This window comes from Gilliamella sp. App4-10 (assembly GCF_001690495.1).
In the GTDB taxonomy this organism is placed as follows: Bacteria; Pseudomonadota; Gammaproteobacteria; order Enterobacterales; family Orbaceae; genus Gilliamella; species Gilliamella apicola_G.
Genome location: NZ_LZGS01000046.1, coordinates 32,509 through 52,246, shown reverse-complemented (window position 1 = coordinate 52,246; position 19,738 = coordinate 32,509). Strand labels below are relative to the sequence as shown.

General features: G+C 31.0%; 19 protein-coding genes. 6 read left to right on the top strand and 13 right to left on the bottom strand.

The genetic code is table 11. The annotated features are described in order from the left end of the window. Positions 1 to 4: 4 nt before the first annotated feature. Positions 5 to 1,741 (bottom strand): lipid A export permease/ATP-binding protein MsbA, encoded by a 1,737-nt coding sequence (gene msbA / locus A9G23_RS09690; RefSeq protein WP_065587413.1) that lies wholly within the window; start codon positions 1,739 to 1,741, stop codon positions 5 to 7. A 216-nt stretch (positions 1,742 to 1,957) separates the two neighbouring features. Here msbA and A9G23_RS09685 point away from each other — a divergent pair, with 216 nt between their 5' ends. After that, positions 1,958 to 2,971 carry a glycosyltransferase gene (locus A9G23_RS09685; RefSeq protein WP_065587412.1) on the top strand — a complete coding sequence of 338 codons (1,014 nt, stop codon included), beginning with the start codon at positions 1,958 to 1,960 and terminating at the stop codon, positions 2,969 to 2,971. A 12-nt stretch (positions 2,972 to 2,983) separates the two neighbouring features. Here the strand turns inward: A9G23_RS09685 and A9G23_RS09680 are convergent, their stop codons facing one another. From A9G23_RS09680 to rfbB, 5 genes are read right to left on the bottom strand one after another with little or no spacing between them, the layout of a single operon-like run. Beyond that, positions 2,984 to 3,985 (bottom strand): hypothetical protein, encoded by a 1,002-nt coding sequence (locus A9G23_RS09680; RefSeq protein WP_065587411.1) that lies wholly within the window; start codon positions 3,983 to 3,985, stop codon positions 2,984 to 2,986. Positions 3,986 to 3,993: 8 nt separating this feature from the next. Next, positions 3,994 to 4,857, bottom strand: coding sequence for a dTDP-4-dehydrorhamnose reductase (rfbD, locus tag A9G23_RS09675; RefSeq protein ID WP_065587410.1), 864 nt, complete (start codon positions 4,855 to 4,857; stop codon positions 3,994 to 3,996). 7 nt (positions 4,858 to 4,864) lie between these two features. Continuing rightward, entirely contained in the window at positions 4,865 to 5,395 is a 531-nt protein-coding gene (gene rfbC, locus A9G23_RS09670; RefSeq protein WP_065587409.1) for a dTDP-4-dehydrorhamnose 3,5-epimerase, read from the bottom strand. 9 nt (positions 5,396 to 5,404) lie between these two features. Further along, positions 5,405 to 6,271, bottom strand: a complete 867-nt coding sequence (gene rfbA, locus A9G23_RS09665) for a glucose-1-phosphate thymidylyltransferase RfbA (RefSeq protein WP_065587408.1) — start codon at positions 6,269 to 6,271, stop codon at positions 5,405 to 5,407. Between the two features lie 12 nt (positions 6,272 to 6,283). Continuing rightward, positions 6,284 to 7,345: a dTDP-glucose 4,6-dehydratase gene (rfbB, locus tag A9G23_RS09660; protein WP_065587407.1), complete on the bottom strand. Its 1,062-nt coding sequence runs from the start codon at positions 7,343 to 7,345 to the stop codon at positions 6,284 to 6,286. Positions 7,346 to 8,285: 940 nt separating this feature from the next. On the opposite strand from rfbB, the gene A9G23_RS09650 reads away from it, so the two are divergent. Beyond that, positions 8,286 to 10,595: a glycosyltransferase gene (locus A9G23_RS09650; protein WP_065587405.1), complete on the top strand. Its 2,310-nt coding sequence runs from the start codon at positions 8,286 to 8,288 to the stop codon at positions 10,593 to 10,595. 115 nt (positions 10,596 to 10,710) lie between these two features. On the opposite strand, the gene A9G23_RS09645 is transcribed toward A9G23_RS09650, so the two are convergent. The 7 genes from A9G23_RS09645 to A9G23_RS09610 all read right to left on the bottom strand — a co-directional run bounded on the left by A9G23_RS09645 (position 10,711) and on the right by A9G23_RS09610 (position 17,775). Next, positions 10,711 to 11,970: a hypothetical protein gene (locus A9G23_RS09645; protein WP_065587404.1), complete on the bottom strand. Its 1,260-nt coding sequence runs from the start codon at positions 11,968 to 11,970 to the stop codon at positions 10,711 to 10,713. 205 nt (positions 11,971 to 12,175) lie between these two features. Beyond that, a complete protein-coding gene (locus tag A9G23_RS09640) occupies positions 12,176 to 12,574 on the bottom strand; it encodes a hypothetical protein (protein ID WP_065587403.1) in 399 nt (132 codons plus the stop codon). A gap of 24 nt (positions 12,575 to 12,598) precedes the next feature. Continuing rightward, positions 12,599 to 13,471, bottom strand: coding sequence for a hypothetical protein (locus A9G23_RS09635; RefSeq protein ID WP_141674931.1), 873 nt, complete (start codon positions 13,469 to 13,471; stop codon positions 12,599 to 12,601). A gap of 1,053 nt (positions 13,472 to 14,524) precedes the next feature. Next, a complete protein-coding gene (locus A9G23_RS09625) occupies positions 14,525 to 15,766 on the bottom strand; it encodes a sigma 54-interacting transcriptional regulator (protein WP_065587400.1) in 1,242 nt (413 codons plus the stop codon). Next, positions 15,747 to 16,790: a beta-N-acetylhexosaminidase gene (gene nagZ / locus A9G23_RS09620; protein WP_065587399.1), complete on the bottom strand. Its 1,044-nt coding sequence runs from the start codon at positions 16,788 to 16,790 to the stop codon at positions 15,747 to 15,749. The genes A9G23_RS09625 and nagZ overlap by 20 nt, the downstream gene beginning before the upstream one ends. Next, complete coding sequence (locus A9G23_RS09615) at positions 16,791 to 17,420, bottom strand: hypothetical protein (RefSeq protein WP_065587398.1); 630 nt, start codon at positions 17,418 to 17,420, stop codon at positions 16,791 to 16,793. A 7-nt stretch (positions 17,421 to 17,427) separates the two neighbouring features. Beyond that, on the bottom strand, positions 17,428 to 17,775 hold the full coding sequence (locus A9G23_RS09610) for an HIT domain-containing protein (protein ID WP_065587397.1): 348 nt from the start codon (positions 17,773 to 17,775) through the stop codon (positions 17,428 to 17,430). A 479-nt stretch (positions 17,776 to 18,254) separates the two neighbouring features. On the opposite strand from A9G23_RS09610, the gene rpsF reads away from it, so the two are divergent. From rpsF to rplI, 4 genes are read left to right on the top strand one after another with little or no spacing between them, the layout of a single operon-like run. Continuing rightward, positions 18,255 to 18,638, top strand: coding sequence for a 30S ribosomal protein S6 (gene rpsF, locus A9G23_RS09605; protein WP_065587396.1), 384 nt, complete (start codon positions 18,255 to 18,257; stop codon positions 18,636 to 18,638). Further along, positions 18,625 to 18,930, top strand: coding sequence for a primosomal replication protein N (gene priB / locus A9G23_RS09600; protein WP_442899732.1), 306 nt, complete (start codon positions 18,625 to 18,627; stop codon positions 18,928 to 18,930). The genes rpsF and priB overlap by 14 nt, the downstream gene beginning before the upstream one ends. Before the next feature lie 4 nt (positions 18,931 to 18,934). Further along, positions 18,935 to 19,162, top strand: coding sequence for a 30S ribosomal protein S18 (gene rpsR / locus A9G23_RS09595; RefSeq protein ID WP_025314965.1), 228 nt, complete (start codon positions 18,935 to 18,937; stop codon positions 19,160 to 19,162). Positions 19,163 to 19,184: 22 nt separating this feature from the next. Further along, positions 19,185 to 19,634 (top strand): 50S ribosomal protein L9, encoded by a 450-nt coding sequence (rplI, locus tag A9G23_RS09590; protein ID WP_065587394.1) that lies wholly within the window; start codon positions 19,185 to 19,187, stop codon positions 19,632 to 19,634. Positions 19,635 to 19,738: the final 104 nt, after the last annotated feature.

Here is a 19,738-nt window from a genome sequence, read left to right as displayed (position 1 = left end):
TTAATTAAGTGTTAAATTGTAATTGATGCATTTTTGCATAGAGGCCATTTTGTAATAACAATCCTTTATGAGTGCCTTCCTCAATTATTTTACCTTGATCAATAACTAAAATTCGATCTGCTCGTTCAATTGTTGATAATCGATGTGCAATAATAATAGAAGTACGATTTTTTTGTAAATGTTCTATTGCTTGTTGGACTAATCGTTCAGACTCATTATCTAAAGCTGATGTTGCTTCATCAAAAATCAAAATCGGATTATCTCGCAATAAAACTCTAGCAATAGCAATTCGTTGACGTTGCCCACCTGATAATAAAACACCATTATCACCAATTTCAGTATCCAAACCATGCTCCAACTTTTCAATGAATTCCATTGCATTAGCTTGTATTGCTGCATTTATGATATCTTCTTGACTAAACTTATTTTTTGCTCCATAAGCTATATTATCAGCTATCGTTCCATTGAATAAATGAACTCGCTGAGAAACATAACCAATTTGATTACGTAACGATTTAAGAGTGTACTTTTTGATATCCACAGAATCTAATAATATTTCCCCTACTGAAATATCATAAAATCGTGGCAATAGACTCGCTATAGTGGATTTACCCGCACCAGAACGGCCAACTAAAGCAACCGTTTCACCTTCTTTAATTTTAAAACTAATATTATTTAAAGATGGCGATGTTCTTGTTGGATATGTGTATGTCACATGATGAAATTCAATACTACCTTTGGCTCTTTTTAAATCAATAGTTCCGCTATCTTCTTCAACTGCTGAATTTAGAAGCCCAAAGAGTGACTCACAAGCAACAGAACCTTTTTGCAATTCAAGATGCACACTTGTTAGCTCTCTCAAAGGACGCATTACAGCAACCATAGCCGAAAAAACGACAGTAAATGATCCTGGTGTAATATCTAGTGTTTGGTTAGCGACAAGAAATAAAATTAGCCCTAAAGCCAATGTCGCCACTAATTGAATGATCGGTGTTGATAAACCAGAAACTAGAACGATCTTTAAAATACCTCGCCTAAAGACTTCATTAATTGAATAAAAATTATTTTTTTCATATTTTTGAGCATTAAAAATCAAAATTTCTTTATGCCCTTTTAGCATTTCATCTGCTGCAGTTGTAATAGTTCCTATACCTTTTTGCATGGAAATAAGTGCATGTCGAAATTTTTTTGCGATAAATTGAGCGATAAAAATGACTAATGGCACAACAACAATTAAAACTGAAGCAAGTTTCCAATTTCCATAAAACATCACTATACATAAACCAATAGCATAGGCTACTTCTCTAACTAATATAATAAGTGCATCTGATGATGCTTTTGATAATAGTTGTGTATTATATGTTATTAATGTAACAAGCTCTCCAATAGGATTTTTGTCGAGAAAACTAATAGGACTTTTTACTAAATGGTTAAATATTAACTGCCGAAATTTAGTTACCACTTTACCCGACAACCAAGAAAGACAATAGGTAGAACAATAATTTGATAAACCGCGTAATGCGATTAGGCCAATAATGCCAATTGAAAAAAGAATCAATAACTCATAGTTCTTATCCATCAATCCATTGTCAAGCAAAGGTTTTGTTAATGAAATTAAAGTTGCATCCGTTGCTGCATTGAATAAAAGTGCAATAATTGCAACAATTAAAGCTTTTTTATGCGGATAAATAAATGGCCACAATTGTTTTATAGTATTTAATGAGCTATATTTATTGGACATAATAGATACACAAAGTTAATTAGAATATAGATTATACTATACATAATCTATGAATTTGAAATTTTATTACAATTCTTTTTCAACTAGAAAAAATTTGTTTTACCTATATAATACACAATTAAAGCAAAACAAGTTTTTATTCTTTACTGTATAGAAAGCTCAACTCAACAATTAATAATTAATTGTATTAAAGAGTGATGCAATAGGAAATAGGCAATGTATTTCAATGCTAATGACATTATAAAAAAAAGAATAAGATTTGGAGTCAATGATAATATTCATCAATTAAACATTGCATATGGCATTGATAAAAACTTTTTTTTGGGTTGTGCTGTTTCAATCACGTCTATTTTATTAGCTAATCCTAATTTGGATTTTAGTTTTCATATATTCACAAATTACATTAACAATGAGCTTGAAAAGAAATTAGAGCAACTTGCCGATAAATATAACACCAATATAACAATTTATTTAGTGGATGATAATAATTTATCTAACCTACCAACTACTAAAAACTGGACAATTGCGACCTACTTTAGATTTATAGTTGCCGATTATTTCTATGAGAAAACAGATAAAATACTTTATCTGGATGCTGATATTATATGTAAAGGATCATTGGAAGATTTATTTATATTGCAGTTTGACAATGCTGTTGCCTATGTAGTGACTGAAAAAGATCCAATATGGTGGGATAAATGTGCTACTCGACTCAACGAACACAAATTATCAACAGGTTACTTTAATGCGGGATTTTTACTGATTAATCTGAAAAAATGGCAAGAATTTAATGTAAATAGTAAAGCTTTAGAGTTACTTTCTGATTCAAATCTATCAAAAAAATTCACCCATCTGGATCAAGATGTATTGAATCTGTTATTGCTCGAAAAAGTTAAATATCTTGATAGAAAATATAATCAACAAGTCAGTATTAATTATGAATTAAAATATAAATCAGACATCAACCATTGCCCACCTATTTCAGATGAAACAATATTAATTCATTATATTGGACCAACTAAACCATGGCATAGTTGGGCAAAAGATTACAAATGTTCCAAATATTTTATTGATGCTAAATCTGCTTCGCCGTGGAAATCAACGCTTTTATTATCAGCTACCTCAGCTACGCAAATGAGATATTGTGCAAAGCATAGACTACATCAGAGAAAATTTTTTTCGGGAATAATTTGTTATTTAAGATATTGTATAAAAAAAATAAAAATCTAAAAATATAATTATTTATAAGAACGCACTTCTAATCGTACCTAACATTGCATCTGGACTGTATTGATACAAAATATCTAAAGCAACAGGTTTAAACTTATTCTCTAGAAAAAAATCAATATTTTGATAATTTTCATCATCAAGAATAAAAACTTGCTCTGGTGAATAAAAATCATATTCTTTTATAGATTTATTAGTAGTAATTAATTTTTTATTAAATAAAATAGCTTCAATAGCTCTTAAGGTCACTCCACTTTGACCAATTTGTCCTATTTCTAAAATTATATCACTATGTTTTACTTTTTCTATATTCTCAAAATAACTGATTTTTTCTCCTGATTTATAATAACCAGATTGATTAAGCTGATGATCTATATTGGTTGATTTGTAATTGATTAAATTAAAATCTGTTTGATAACCATGTTGTTGTAATATGGGCGCAATTTTATTAATAACCTCGGCCCTATTTTCCCAATACTCACCTATAAAAAAGCAAGTTTTTATAGAGTTACAAAAATGATTTGACTCAGCCCTCAATTTTTTCATTTCTGAATAAGTAAATGGCAAAAATTGATTTAAATATGTAAAATTGTATTTGTGGCAATCATCAAAATCAAAACTATAAATTTTATCAAAAAAAGGTGTGATTTTATCTACATAATCTTCATTTTGGCACAACCATTTTTTGTTATTTTTCATACTATTATTTAAAACTTCAATAGTATCACGTAATATCAGAACTCGATGACATTGCAGATTTTTAACTAAGTCAATAAATCCAGAAATAGCAAAGCCACTACATAATAGAATATCATTGGTTTTTAACGCTCTTAATTTCATAAATTGGTGAATTTTGATAAACCATTGCCTAGGAAGGTTTTTTCTATCTAATATAAAATTAATATCCCTAAAATGTTTCATTAATTTGTTAAAAAGCACAACGTCATGCTCAGATTTCATGCTATTAACCATATACTTTTCATAATCAGCATTCCATTCAGCAAAATAAACAGTCATCAAATAGCCTAAATAGATTTAATTTTAGAAATACAAGAAAGTAGTTGTTCTCTCCAATTTGAACCCGATATATTATATTTTTTTAATTTTTCCATGCTCATCACTGAATATAATGGTCTTTTAGCTTTAGTAGGAAAAGATTGAGAATTAATTGGAAAAACTTCAGGCACCTGTGTCAATAATTTTTTTTCTAATGCTATATCAAATATCTTTTTAGCAAATAAAAACCACGATGTAGACTCATCACCACAATAATGATAAATGCCTCCATCAATTTTTTTCTCAAGAAGTTGAATAATTACTCTGGCAAGATCTCCAGCATAAGTTGGATTGCCAACCTGATCGTTCACAATAGATAACTCTATTTTTTCACTTGCTAACTTTAACATAGTTTTAACAAAATTATTACCATGCTCACTAAACACCCAGGAAGTTCTAATAATAATCGCTGAGGGGTCATTGCTTAAAACCGCGAGTTCACCTTTTCGTTTAGTTTCGCCATATACGTTGATTGGATTAGTTATGTCACTTTCCACATAAGGTTGATTTTTTGTTCCATCAAATACGTAATCAGTTGAAACATGGACAAGTTTAGCATTGTATTTTTCAGCGGCAATAGCCAAATTTTCAGGTCCAATAACATTGGCTTGATAAGCCAATTCATACTCATCTTCTGCTTTATCAACTGCCGTAAAAGCAGCTGCATTAACAATGGCATCTGGTCTATGTATAGAGAAATAATTATCAATAGCTAAATTATCAGTTATGTCTAATTCTTGGCTATCAGTTATAAGTAACGTCCAATTTTTAGGAAATATATTTTTAAAACAATGCCCCAATTGACCATTGGCTCCCGTTAACAAAACTTTCATGAACTTATTATAACTCCCTTAAAGTTTTACCTAATTTATCTTTAGCAGATAATATAGGATTTGATATTGGCCAATTGATATTTATAGTCGGATCATTCCACAATAAACACTCTTCAGATGATGGATCATAATAGTTGGTACATTTATATTCAAAATCAGCTATATCTGACATTACCAAAAAACCATGTGCAAGGCCAGGTGGAATCCATAATTGCGTTTTATTATCTTCAGATAGAATAACACTAACCCATTTTCCATAGGTTGGTGAATTTTTTCTGATATCTACAGCAACATCAAAAACTTTTCCTCTAACAACTCTAACAAGTTTTCCTTGAGGATTTTCTTTTTGAAAATGTAATCCCCTTAAAACTCCTTTTTGTGAGCGGGAATGGTTATCCTGTACAAAATTAAGTTCAATATCTAACATTTTTTGATAACGTTTCTGCTCAAATGTTTCAAGGAAAAAACCTCTTTCATCTCCCAAAACTTTAGGTTGCACGATTTTTACATCAGGAATTTCAGTTTGAATGACTTCCATTATAACCCCCTATCCTTCTATCAATTTTGATAAGTATTGACCATATAATGTTTTACCTAAACTTATTACTTCCTCTTTTAATTGCTCTATACTTAACCACCCATTACGATATGCAATTTCTTCAAGACAAGCTACTTTAAACCCTTGTCTTTTTTCTATAACTTGAACAAATGATGATGCTTCAAGCAAACTATCATGCGTACCTGTATCAAGCCAAGCAAAACCTCTACCTAGAATTTCAACATTTAATAATCCAGCTTCTAAATACATCTGATTCAGAGTAGTGATTTCTAATTCCCCTCTTGCTGATGGCTTCACTTGCTTTGCCATTTCAACAACATTTTCATCATAAAAATAAAGTCCTGTAACAGCCCAATTGGATTTTGGTTTAATTGGTTTTTCTTCAATAGATACTACTTTAAAATTTTTATCAAAATCAACTACGCCAAAGCGCTCTGGCTCTACTACCTGATACCCAAAAATAGTTGCGCCTTCTTTTTGAGACTCTACTTTTTCTAATTTTTTTCCGAAGCTTTCGCCAAAAAATAAGTTATCACCCAAAATTAATGCACAATGTTGTTTTTGAACAAACTCTTCACCAATTAAAAAAGCTTGAGCTAAGCCTTCTGGCTTAGGTTGTTTGGCATAACTAAGTTTAATGCCAAAACGAGAACCGTCACCTAATAAGCGTTGAAACATAGGGAAATCATCTGGTGTTGTAATAATTAAAATATCACGAATACCTGCCAACATAAGTACAGATAATGGATAATAAATCATTGGTTTATCATAAATTGGTAATAGCTGTTTTGATACACCTCGAGTTATAGGGTAAAGACGAGTTCCTGAACCACCTGCAAGTATAATTCCTCTCATAAATCTACCTTATTAAATAATACCTTGTCTTGATCGTGCATATGAACCATCTTTAATATGCTCGCACCAACTTTTGTTATTTAAATACCAAATTACAGTCTTACGCATACCACTTTCAAATGTTTCTTGTGGTTTCCAACCTAAATCTTGATAAATTTTAGAGGCATCAATAGCATATCGCTGATCATGACCAGGTCGATCTGAAACATGTGTAATGAGATCCTTATAATAATTAATTCCATTTGGCTTATTTGGAGCTAGCTCTTCAAGTAATTCACAAATGATATTCACTACATCAATATTTTTTTGTTCATTGTGCCCACCAATATTATAAGTCTGACCTACTTTTGCTTTAGTAGCTACAAGGTAAAGGGCTCTAGCATGATCTTCAACATATAACCAATCTCTTACTTGTTGACCATTACCATATACGGGCAATGGTTTGCCTTCGAGAGCATTAAGTATCATTAAGGGGATCAATTTTTCTGGAAAATGATATGGACCATAGTTATTTGAACAGTTGGTTAAAACAATAGGTAAACCAAAGGTTCTATACCACGCACGAACTAAATGATCACTAGAGGCTTTTGAAGCTGAATAAGGGCTACTTGGAGAGTAAGGCGTTTTTTCAGTAAATAAGTCATTTGTTCCATGCAAATCACCATAAACTTCATCTGTAGAAATATGATGAAAACGAAACGTAGATTGTTTACTTCTATCTAACGCTTTCCAATAAGCTAAAGTAGCTTCCAAAAGAGTATAAGTACCTATGATATTAGTTTCTATAAATGCGGAAGGATTATCAATAGAACGATCAACATGACTTTCAGCAGCAAGATGCATAATAATATCAGGATAAAAATCAATGATTGTAGAATCAAGAGATTTTCGATCACAAATATCAATTTGCTTAAAATGAAATTGTTTATTTTTAGATATTTCAATTAATGATTCTAAATTGCCCGCATAAGTCAATTTATCAATAACTAAAACTTCATCTTCTGTTTGATTAATAATATGCCTAACAACAGCAGAACCAATAAAACCAGCGCCACCCGTAATTAATATTTTCATATTAGTCCCAATCAATAAATGATTTAACAAAATATAAATAGCTATAATATAACTAGCTAATAATGTTTAAAAAAGTTAATTAAGCAAATATCAGTCATAGTTTAACATGCTTTAAATGTTAATTAAAATAATTTATAACCATTTGAAATAAATGGAATTATTAACAGTAATTTGAAAAACAACTGTAACAAATATACATGAAAAAAATAAAATTAATGCCGCATCACAGACAAGAGATATGGCGACTACACCATAAAAATAACCGCCACCGATTAGGCAAAATCGTTTTATAGTCAGTTGTCCAACCATTTATAACATACTAACAAACTAGATTAAAGCTGTTGATTCCTTAACCAGTAAGAATGAACGCTATGAACAAAACTTATCCGGATGAAATGCGGTATGTCGACACTAAGCGTTTACCTTATTTAAAGACGAAATTTAATAGCAGACTAGATAATATTTATTCATCGGTTTTGATAATTTTTCAAAAGAGCTGAGGATCTCTAACCAGACAAATTCCAATTTAGCTCAGCACAGTTTCTATACAACGACGTATTAGCCCAATGTTCTTATATCATTAACTGTATTTATTCGGATAATGGTCGTGAATATCAAAGCACAGACAAGCACCTATTTGTTAAAATGAGCGGTAATTATATTATTAATCAAAATCTTACAAAACAACCCTGCTCTCAAAAGAATGGGAAAGCAGAAAAAGTGATACGCACTTTAATGGAGATATGGCATAATCAGCAAATATTTAGTGATTCAAAAGACAGTAAACAGAAGCTTAAACGATTTTCAGAATTTTTAGAGAATTATTTTAATCATAAAGTGTAAACAACCCTATGTTTTCCTATATATAACCTATTTTATTAAACCATAAAACAGGTTATAATCTAAACAAAATTAGAATAAAATAATGGCGAGAAAATAAATGATAAAACGGATAGCATCACAAAAATCAGTAAAAGTTAAATTTTTGTGGCTCACTATATATAAAAGAAATTTTAATCCTAGAGAGCAGTATTTCTTAAAAAAATTACTCGTAATTAAAAAAGATCGTACTTATAAAACAGTCAGCTTCTTGGGCTTTAATATTCTATCTAAAAAACAGCTCGTAACAAATAATATTATTAATTTGGTCACTGATTCCACTAATAATATACCAGAAGCATCTAGAACTAATTCTGATTTATTAAGTTCATCTAACAAGTTGTGGTTTACACCTATATCACCACAAGATCAACTTTGGGATCGCCTTAAACCAGCTAAATATACATCAAATACGAAATGTGTGGTTATACTCCCTGTTTATAAAGGATTAGATGAATCATTATGTTCAATTTATCATGCATTAAAAAGTAGAGTTTCAGATCAATATAGCTTACTAGTTATCAATGATGCTGGACCAGATGAAAAATTAAATATAAAACTAAATGAATTATCAAAAAAAGGGTTATTTGATTACCATTTGAATGAGCAAAATCTAGGTTTTGTTAGAACAATCAATTTTGCAATTAATAATTTATCCCATAATCTGGATGTTATATTACTTAATTCTGATGCTTTCGTTTTTGAAGGTTGGTTTGAAAGGATGATTGATTATGCAGATAAAGATGAAACTATTGCAACAATAACACCTATGTCAAATAATGCTACTATATGTAGCTATCCTTTTACATGCCAAGATAACAATCACAACCTCGAGATTTCACCATCAGAATTAGATAAATTAGCAGCTAAAATAAATAAAGGATCCTATATCGAAACACCAACTGGTGTTGGTTTTTGCTTTTATATGAGAAGAACAGTAATTAATCAAATAGGTATGCTTGATGATAATTCTTTTAAAGTTGGATATGGGGAAGAAAATGATTTTTGTATGAGAGCTATCCATGCTGGTTTTAAAAATATTATCATTGGTGATGTATTTGTATATCATGTCGGATCTGTTTCTTTCTCCGCCATTAAAGCTGAAAATATGAAAAAAGGAGAAAATGCATTAAATCTAAAACATCCAAATTATCTTAATTTGGTTCATAATTTTATAAATGTAGATCCTGTCTTTATTTTGCGTCGTAATTTGGACGTTGCAAGATTGAAATTGAAAATTGGGCAAAGTGAGAGTATTGTAATTGTTACCCATGCATGGGAAGGGGGAATTAATACATATTTAGAAAAAATAATAGGTCAATATACTGATCAAGGTATTAATTGTATTTTGTTAAAAGTTCACGACAAGAAACTTTATTCTATTTATTTTCATGAAAATGGCCAATTTAATCTTTGCAATTTAAAAAATTTGTCGTTAAGTTGTGACTTCGGTTTTTTAGATCTATTTTTTAAAACTATTCAACCGATTTTAGTACACATCAATAGCTTTGCCAGCCTTGATTGGCATCATCATGAGAAAATTTTATCTTATTTTGCTTCATCTAATTTAACTTACAAATTCATTATTCACGATTATGCTTGTATGTCATATGATTATAAATTGCTAAAACCTGAATATATTTATGAAGGGGTACCTTCATTAGCACGAAGAAATCATTGGTATAATGTAAAAACGGTTCCGGTTGATTACGACATTAATATTGCTGACGCCTATGCACGGCATAAGGCATATGCATCATTTTTAAAAAATTGTTTTAAAATCGAATCACCATCTTATTGCGCTAGGGATATAGTTCTAAAGGATTTTCCTGATTTGGACATTGATGTTATCCCTCATGATGATGAATTAGGTAATATTTTACCTGCTGAGAGAAAAAAACAAAAAAATAAAATAAAAATTGCATCAATAGGTGCACTTAGTATTGAGAAAGGTTCACAATTACTTTCTACATTAGCAATTGATTCAAAAAATAGAAATTTAAATTTATCTTATTTTTTAGTCGGATTTAGTAATCCAGGTGATCAACACGTAATGAAAACAAATCATGTTACAATCACCGGTAAATACAAAAATAATAAAGAATGTATTGATAAAATTAGAGAAATTTCTCCCGATTTAATTATATTACCAAGTATATGGGAAGAGACATTTTCTTACACTTTATCAATAGCTTTGGCTCTAAAAATACCTACATTAGTTTTTGATATTGGAGCACAATCTGAAAGAACCAAAGACATCAGTTGGGTGGTAAAACTAGATCCATTATTAATGAATAACCCAAGAGGTATTTCTGATTTAATCGTTAATCTAAATATTGATAAGTTATGGAAGGAAGCTAGAAAAGTATAGTTGCTTAAATATTAATATACTAAATAATACAAAAAAACAAAAGTACAACCAATCTTTTTAAATGATTTACCATAAAAATAGATAATCATTTTTGTAAAGATTGGTTTTTATTCATTTAATCTACGTTTTTGTTATATATTTTCTTTATTGTTCTTGCTAATTTTTTAAAAAATGTATTCTTATATTTTAAATATCGACTTTCTAATTTATTATAAGAGCTTAATAATACATTGTACTTTTCCATATTAATACTATTATCAGATAATAAATGATCATTTTGAGACGATAAATCGTTAATCTTTTTCAATAGATTATTATGGTATACAGATAATTCATTATATGCATTGTAATATTGTTTAATTGACTTAACAATTTCTGATTCAGATCTTATTTTTTGCCGATCCTCTAAACCGATAAATCTTGTGTTAATATTTTCTTGGGACTCTTTGATTATGGCACTAATATAGGAATCTAAACAATATTTAGATAAAACTTCACGCCTAATTTTGTGAATATCCTCTCTAGCTTTTTCGTAGCCAACAATTATTTCTTCAACTATCTCCCGTGCAGAGATTTTTCTTAAGCAACATCTCCCAGAATAATTAAACTCTTCTGCTTTTTTATAATTATTTACGGATAACCAGCCAATCCCACCAAAATGATCATAGCAATAAACTGGAGTATCACCCACAATAGCATATTGAACAGTTTTTCCAATGGTAACAACAGCATGAGCATTTTCAATCATTTTTGGAGTTAAACGCTCTGTACTTCCTCGAACACCAATGTTCGTTACATTTAATAAATATTCATTTTTTAAAATTTCCATCGCATCCAAGATTTCTTCTGGAGGATGATTACTAACTAACATTATGTTTTTTAATGATTCTTCATTTGCAGTTTTTTCATGGAAAAATTCAGCTGGCGATGCATTAAATAAAATATTACTAATATTAGTAGGTAAACCTAAATCACATAAGTGATTAAACGTTTCTTTACTATTAGCAAAAATTTTATTAGCTAATAATCTCTCAGTATATAAGCCAAAAGTTTCTAAATGCTCATAAGGAGATAAATGCGCAAATACAAAGTATGTTTTATTATTAAAATTATCTATATAATGATCAACCAGTATAGGCAACACCTGGTGTTGAGCCCAAACAATATCATACTTGAAAGGATCTGGTAAGTCGTCTGTGGTTAATAAATTAACACCTGAATTTTTAACAATATCAGCAACTGGAGAGCCTATATAATTGGCAACGATATCAACTATATAATTATTTTTTTTGAAGCATTCTGCAATTTCTAAGGCGACAATTTCAGAACCTCCTATACTAGCCATATGGTTAGTACATATTAATACTTTTAACATAAATTAGTAGCCGTGCGGTTATTACTCGATAATATATACACTAAAATTAAAATAAATTCCCATTAATATTGTTTAATTAAATATAAATTATGTTAACTATTCAATTGGTTACTCATTAACTAAGAAACAAAAATTGATAAACATTAATACTAATTGAAATAAAAAACGTTTCTATAAATGATCATTTATAATATTTACCTAAATTTTACTTACTACAAAATATTTTAAATCCATCTAACGACTTAATTAACTGATATAAATTATACTTATTATAAATAGTATCAAAATATACATTTGAATTGTATTCTTTATTATCTATCTCAATTTTAAATTTAGCATGATTTCTATCTTCTTCAAAAGAATCAGAGGCAATATCAACATAATGAGAAACGACAAATACAGTCCCGTTATCATGATGGCGTAAAATTGCCTTTTTTATTATATCTGCATTATTAGCCATAGGATGAGCTTCGGGTATGTCATACTTATTAATTTTTGATTGTTTGAACCAATCAAAGGTATAATCACTATAAAATGAAAATCTGTCGGAATTGGAACCTATATTGTAAGGACCATTTATTTTTTGTAAATCTTCAGTCGTCATTTTCTCTTCATGCCAATCTCCATTTTATACTGGTTCAATCTGATGTGAAAAAGTTTTTTCTTTACCAATACATGAAGCACGAACTATGTCAGCATAATCGGAAATTTCACTTTTAACTTCATTTTCTTTGGAATTATAAAAATCTTCAGAAAAAGGATTATAATAAACAGCCGTTAAAGACCTCGGATAGACATACCAAAATAGTATTTTATTTTCAACTGAGAATTGAACAGGTCTATCAACTGAATAGATGCCATGGCTCATATTACGAAAATCTAAATAATAACGATATCTAACAACTGAAGTTTCAAGCGTTGGTATCGCTTGATAAACAACCATCATATTAAACCCAATATCAGCATAAATTTTTATTTTAGATGATTTGTTTTTCCCTAAATCGGCCCAACTGTAGAGAGTAAGCTTACCTGAAGAGTCATAATTCAGAGGTTCGAAAAATTTATTTAAATCATCTTTCATTATATTTTTAGAAAGAGAAGCAATCTCATCAAAAAAGTTAAAATTTAAAGTTAATTTATCATTTAATTTATTGTTTGTTTTATATTTATTAATTAAATAGAATCGAAAACGCTTAATGGAGTCCGTTGAATAATCAGTTAATTGCATTTTTTCTTTATACCCTATACTCCCCCAAACATTATGAAAAGTATAGCGAACTGAGCTAAGAGTAATAACTGATCGAATTTTATTTTTACCGGAGGGACTCATTTCACATATTTGCGTTAAGATTTCATTTAATGACGCTTTTCTAACCTTATCAACAAGTGATTGGTTTGAATTAATAGACCACGGATATATTCTGCTTGCAAAATATTTATCCAAAGGAATAGTTCCATCACTAAGTTGCATTAAACTTCTGCTATCTAATTTTGCAATCATATCTTCAATATAGGCACTTTAACTTACACTGAAGTAGTTAGAAAAAAGATAAATAACTACTGGCAACATGCTGTCTTTTAATAATTTTAACTGATAACTTATCTTCTTTTTATTTATTTTAATTTCGCCTTTTTGTTCCATAACAGCATAGCACAAGAGAGGTAAAGATATAACATAGCTTATTTGAAATTTACCATTTACACTCTTAAAATTTCCAAACATTGATAGTTTCTTTTCAAGAAAGGAAGCTGAGGTCACATTAATAGACTCGCAATAAGCAAAGCTTCATTAGAACTGGAAATTCCCTTATTTATGGCTAACTCACAAACACCAAAACCCTCTATCCTGGGCGCAATTAATGTATGTTCCACTATTGCACTGATTGGTATTAGGAACAAAAAAGCCAGTATTAATTTCACTTCATATTTTACTTTTTTTTTGCGATATGTTATACAAAATAACATATATTTAATTTGTTGGCAAATTCAACAGAAGCTAAATAGCCTAAAGCAGAATGCAATTATTTAGCCGTTAGAAAATAACCATTTTTTAAACTTAATTATAAAATTATCCGCTACAAACTCATAAAGTGCTTTACCCAAATTACTTGTAAAGCATACTATAACTTATTGATTTGTATTATATTATATTAAATATGTTTTTAAATAGATAAGCACTTGCGGACACACATTAATATTCACATCAAGTATCAGAATAAGTACTTCTAATGGTAGAAGAAATTGTAACAATACATTGCTTTGTAACACCTTGCCTTGTGAATAAGACGCAAATAAGCCGTAATCTAACTTAATACGTTATAATATACATAGTCTACAATGTGTATTTTTTCTTTGTGAAGTAATTTTTAATATTGTTTCACAATATAGGCAGTTAATTTTGTTTTTTTAAATATATTCATTCACTATAACCATAGTAGTTACGCAAATTACAATAAACAACAATGGGGTTTCCTACATTTTAAGAGTAAATCAAGCCTTCCACAAATAATATTCAAATTTATTAATTAGATTCGAACTTTTTTAATCTAATTTATTACCGTCCTATCCTATAATCCCTCAGCTTATTCGCAATCGCCGTGTGTGATACGCCTAGCCTTTTGGCGAGTTTTCTTGAACTTGGATATTGGTCATATAATTTTAATAAGATTTCTTTCTCAAATTGTTTAGTCATTTCATCAAGGGTTTTATTTTCAATATTGCTAACCCATGATAATTGCGATGTGGCTGAAGTTGGTAACACAATATCTTTGACAGTTAATATCGGCGAGGTTAATTGCGCTAATGCTGAATAGAGGATATTTTTTAGTTGTCTTACATTCCCAGGCCATGAATAACCTATCAAATAATCAATCACATTATGATCAATCCTTGGTGGAGTGATGCCTTGTTTATTGGCAAATTCATTGACAAAAATATGAGTAAGTAGCGCAATATCATCTTTACGCTCTTGTAAAGAAGGTAAATTAAGCGACAACACATTCAGTCTGTAGTAAAGATCTTTTCTAAATTTACCTTGTTCGACCAACTCGGCTAAATCGACCTTTGTTGCACAAATAATTCTTACATCAACATAGACTTCATTATCATCGCCCACACGGCGAAAATAACCATCATTAATAAAACGAAGTAATTTGGTTTGCATTTGAAAAGACATTTCATCAATACCATCAAGCAATACAGAACCACCATTAGCTTGCTCAAAAAAGCCTTTTTTATTCTCAATAGCACCAGGATAGGCGCCTGCTGCATGGCCATATAATTCACTTTCGACCACATCATCAGGCATGGCTGCACAGTTTAATGCTAGAAAGGTTTGATCACCGCGTGGACTATATTGATGGCAAGCATTAGCCAGTAAATCTTTACCTGTGCCAGTTTCTCCAGATATTAATAATGGTTCGCGTTGTATAGAAAAGGCTTTAGCTTGAGCAATGAGTTTTTGCATAACCAAACTTTCGGTGGCAAAAATATCAAAAGCATGCCCACCCACTACTTTGATTTTTGATAATCGTTTTTTTAGATAATCAATTGATTGTAAAATAAATAGGGTTTTAGACGATCCCATTACTCTTTGCAATAAAACATGCTGAGAGTTTAAAACTATGATCGTATCATCTTGTTCATCTATATTGATTATATTATCAAGATTGAAGATCTTTTGATAATCAAAAGGTTGATTTAATACTAAAGCATGATTAGGCAATAATGCCTTAGCGACATGATTATACGCAACCAGATGTTGGTTATTATCAATTTCAATGATTGCTACTTGCATAATTTGCCCACTTTTCACTAAGTTTTACTAAATTATCTCGTCGATGTTGCCACTCAGAACTTTTCGTTAATTCTGAATAAGTCATTTTTGTATTGGTTAGTAAACGTTTTGCTTTATCTGATGTTACAGGATGAACCCTATCTAATGCAGTCAATTGGTCTAAAATAGCTAACGTCCCTTGTCTATTGTTACAAGCCAAAAGCAGATCACAGCCTGCGGATAATGCCGCTTGTGCTCGCTCGGCATAATTGCCCATTATTGAAGCACCTTCCATTGATAAATCATCAGAAAAGATGACACCATCAAAATGCAATTGCTCGCGAAGTACTGTTTTAAGCCAATACGATGAACCACTAGCCGGTTTATTATTAAAAGCAGGATAGATAACATGAGCAGGCATAATCGCATCGAGTTTTTTATCAGCAATAAGCTTAGCAAATATTTGCATATCATGTTCAATCAACGATTTTTTACGATCATCAATGGGCGTTTCTTTATGCGAGTCAGCAATCACATGACCATGTCCCGGAAAATGTTTACCCGTTGTTTTCATACCTGCTACATGCATACCATCAATCATAGCGGAAGCAACTTGATAAGCGATATTGGTATCTTGATGAAACGAACGTGTACCAATAGCTAAGCAGTCATGACCTAAATCTAAAACAGGTGCATAGCTAAGATCGATATCAAAGGCAATGAGTTCCATAGCAAGTACCCAGCCGGCATCAAAGGCTAATGACTTAGCTTGCTCAAGATTATTAAGGGCTGCAAACGATTGCGCAGGAGGAATCGCCGTAAATCCCTCTCTAAACCGCTGAACACGTCCACCTTCATGATCGACCGAAATTAATAAACGCTGTGAAGAAGCCGCTCGAATCTGTTTTATCAATGCCATTAATTGAGCTTGATCTTGATAATTACGACTAAATAAAATCACCCCTGCAATCAATGGATTTTTCAAAAGCACTTTATCTTCATTGGTTAATGAAGTACCTTCGACATCAATCAATAATGGTCCCATTTATTCATGTGCCTCTGAAACGTTATCTTTATTAGTATTTTGTTGTGAAGAGAAGTCTTTCGATGTCACTCTTGTTAAGATTTCTCCGCTTTGTGTTGATAGCAATTCGACTGAAAGATTAGCATCATTACTCTCAGTTGGTACTTTATATATAGTTGTAAATAGCACATATCCAGCATTGATTGATTTAGCTAACCCTATCATCTTACCACGTGACACAAACTTATCATCAGCCGAAATACCTAACGCTTGTTTAGCTTGGTTTGTTGACTGCCTATTGACAACTGTAAACATATTTTGTTTATTCATTAATTGATGTAATACGTCATCAATTTGATTTGTTACAAGATAATCACCACTACGATTTTGAATGTCACTAATTAAAATAATTTTATTGTCATTATTTGAAAGTGACACGTGTAATATTTTATTTACAAATGGTGATAATATTGTGTTCCAATCAGTTTGTTTAACGATCTGAGGCGGCGTTTCAATCACCTCTGTATCATCAGGTTCAGTGACATCAACGGACGGTTTTACTTCAACTTTTGGGGAATGACTAATAAGATGACAACCTGCTAATACACAAGTCATTGCACTAATAACAAATAGACGTTTTATCTGTTTCATATAATATTTAACCTATTAATCGACCTAAATTTTTACCACCTAATAGGTGCATATGTAGATGAAAAACTTCTTGCCCAGCATCTTTATTACAATTCATGATTAAACGATAACCACTTTCATCAATACCTTCTTGTGCTGCAATTTTGGCAGCAACAACCATCATATGCCCAAGAATGACTTCATCTTCTTCTTTAATATCATTAACAGTTGGAATAAGTTTGTTAGGAATAATTAAAATATGTGTCGGCGCTTGAGGAGAAATATCACGAAATGCCGTAACTTTGTCATCCTGAAAAACGATATCAGCAGGGATTTCTCTTCGAATAATTTTGCTAAAAATAGTTTCCTGAGCCATCAAACTTCTCCTTTTATACAAACTTCTATGCGTAAAATTGACATGTATGTACAAGCATAACATATTTTAATAGCAAAAATGTATAGAAATCGTTACATTTTAAAATACATTTTTATATAAAAATTCTTCTAGAAACGAGTTAATTTTATTTATTATTTAAATGTTTTTGATAGTTTGTAAAATAGTTAATCAATATTGAAATTCGTCAGATATCAATTTGATTTTTAATAAATTTTTTGCTTTCCATTTTAGATGTAAGATCAAACCATATCCTCTGTTAAAAACCAATATAAATACAAGAAGTTTTCTTTATAAAAACGTAATACAAACCCTCAAATAATCTTGGTATATTCGTTTGTCAAATATAATAAGTTGATATATAATGCCTCGTCGATTTCAACCGCCTATTTTCATGTTCCTTGCTTTCAATGGGTTGCGGTTGCCCCGACAGAAAGCTGATTAATCCGTAGGGAGCGATAATGCGTCATTACGAAATAGTATTTATGGTTCACCCAGATCAAAGTGAACAAGTACCGGGTATGATTGAACGTTATACTGGTACGTTAACCACTGATGGTGGTAAAATCCATCGTTTAGAAGATTGGGGTCGTCGTCAATTAGCCTATCCTATCGAAAAACTGCACAAAGCACATTATGTGTTGATGAATGTTGAAGCAACTCAAGAAGCTGTTAACGAACTTGAAGATAACTTCCGTTTCAATGATGCAGTAATTCGCAGTTTAATTATGCGCACCAAACACGCTGTAACTGAAACTTCGCCTATGTTAAAAGCTAAAGATGAACGTCGTGGTTCTGAAGAAGATTTTAACGAAGCAAATATGGACGATGATTCTAACGAATAATCGTTTAATGTTATCGGGTATTGTTAAAAAAACTCCGATACGAAAAATCAGTCCAAGTGGGATCTCACACTGTCAATTTTATCTAGAACATGTGTCTGAGCAAATTGAAGCAGAACTCACAAGGCAAGCATGGTGCATCATGCCAGTGATTGCTAGTGGACATCACGAGTTAAGTTACATAAAAAAAGGCAGCAAAGTTTCAGTTAGTGGATTTATAAGCACCCACACTAAACGTAACAAAACAAGTCAACTTGTTTTACACGCTGACCAAGTTAAACTATTAGGAGAATAGCCAAATGGCACGTTATTTCCGTCGTCGCAAATTCTGCCGTTTTACTGCAGAAGGCGTTAAAGAAATTGATTATAAAGATGTTTCTTTATTAAAAAGCTATATCACAGAAAGTGGTAAAATTGTACCAAGTCGTATTACTGGTACAAGTGCAAAATATCAACGTCAATTAGCTCGCGCTATCAAACGCGCTCGTTACTTGGCATTATTACCATACACTGATAACCATCAGTAATTAGCAACAGAGGGAACATATAATGCAAATTATTCTACTCGATAAAGTTGCTAATTTAGGCAGCTTAGGTGATCAAGTTAATGTTAAAGCGGGTTATGCGCGTAACTTTTTGATTCCACAAGGTAAAGCAGTAGCAGCGACTAAAAAGAATATCGAATTTTTTGAAGCTCGTCGTGCTGAATTAGAAGCAAAACTTGCTGAGACATTAAAAGCCGCTGAACAACGCGTTGCTGAAATTAATGCACTTGGTAAAGTCACTATCACTTCTAAAGCTGGTGATGAAGGCAAATTATTTGGTTCAATCGGTACTCGTGATATCGCAGATGCAGTTAAAGCACGCGGTATTCAAGTATCAAAAAGTGAAGTTCGCCTGCCAAATGGTGTACTGCGTACTACTGGCGAACACGAAGTGTTCTTCCAAGTACACAGCGAAGCATTTGCCAAACTTATTGTTGAAATTATTTCTGAATAATTATCACTCAATACAAATAAAAAACCCGTTAATAAAAACGGGTTTTTTATTATCTCTTTTCGGTACAATAACAGGCCAGATAAAATCATTGAGTTATTGTACAT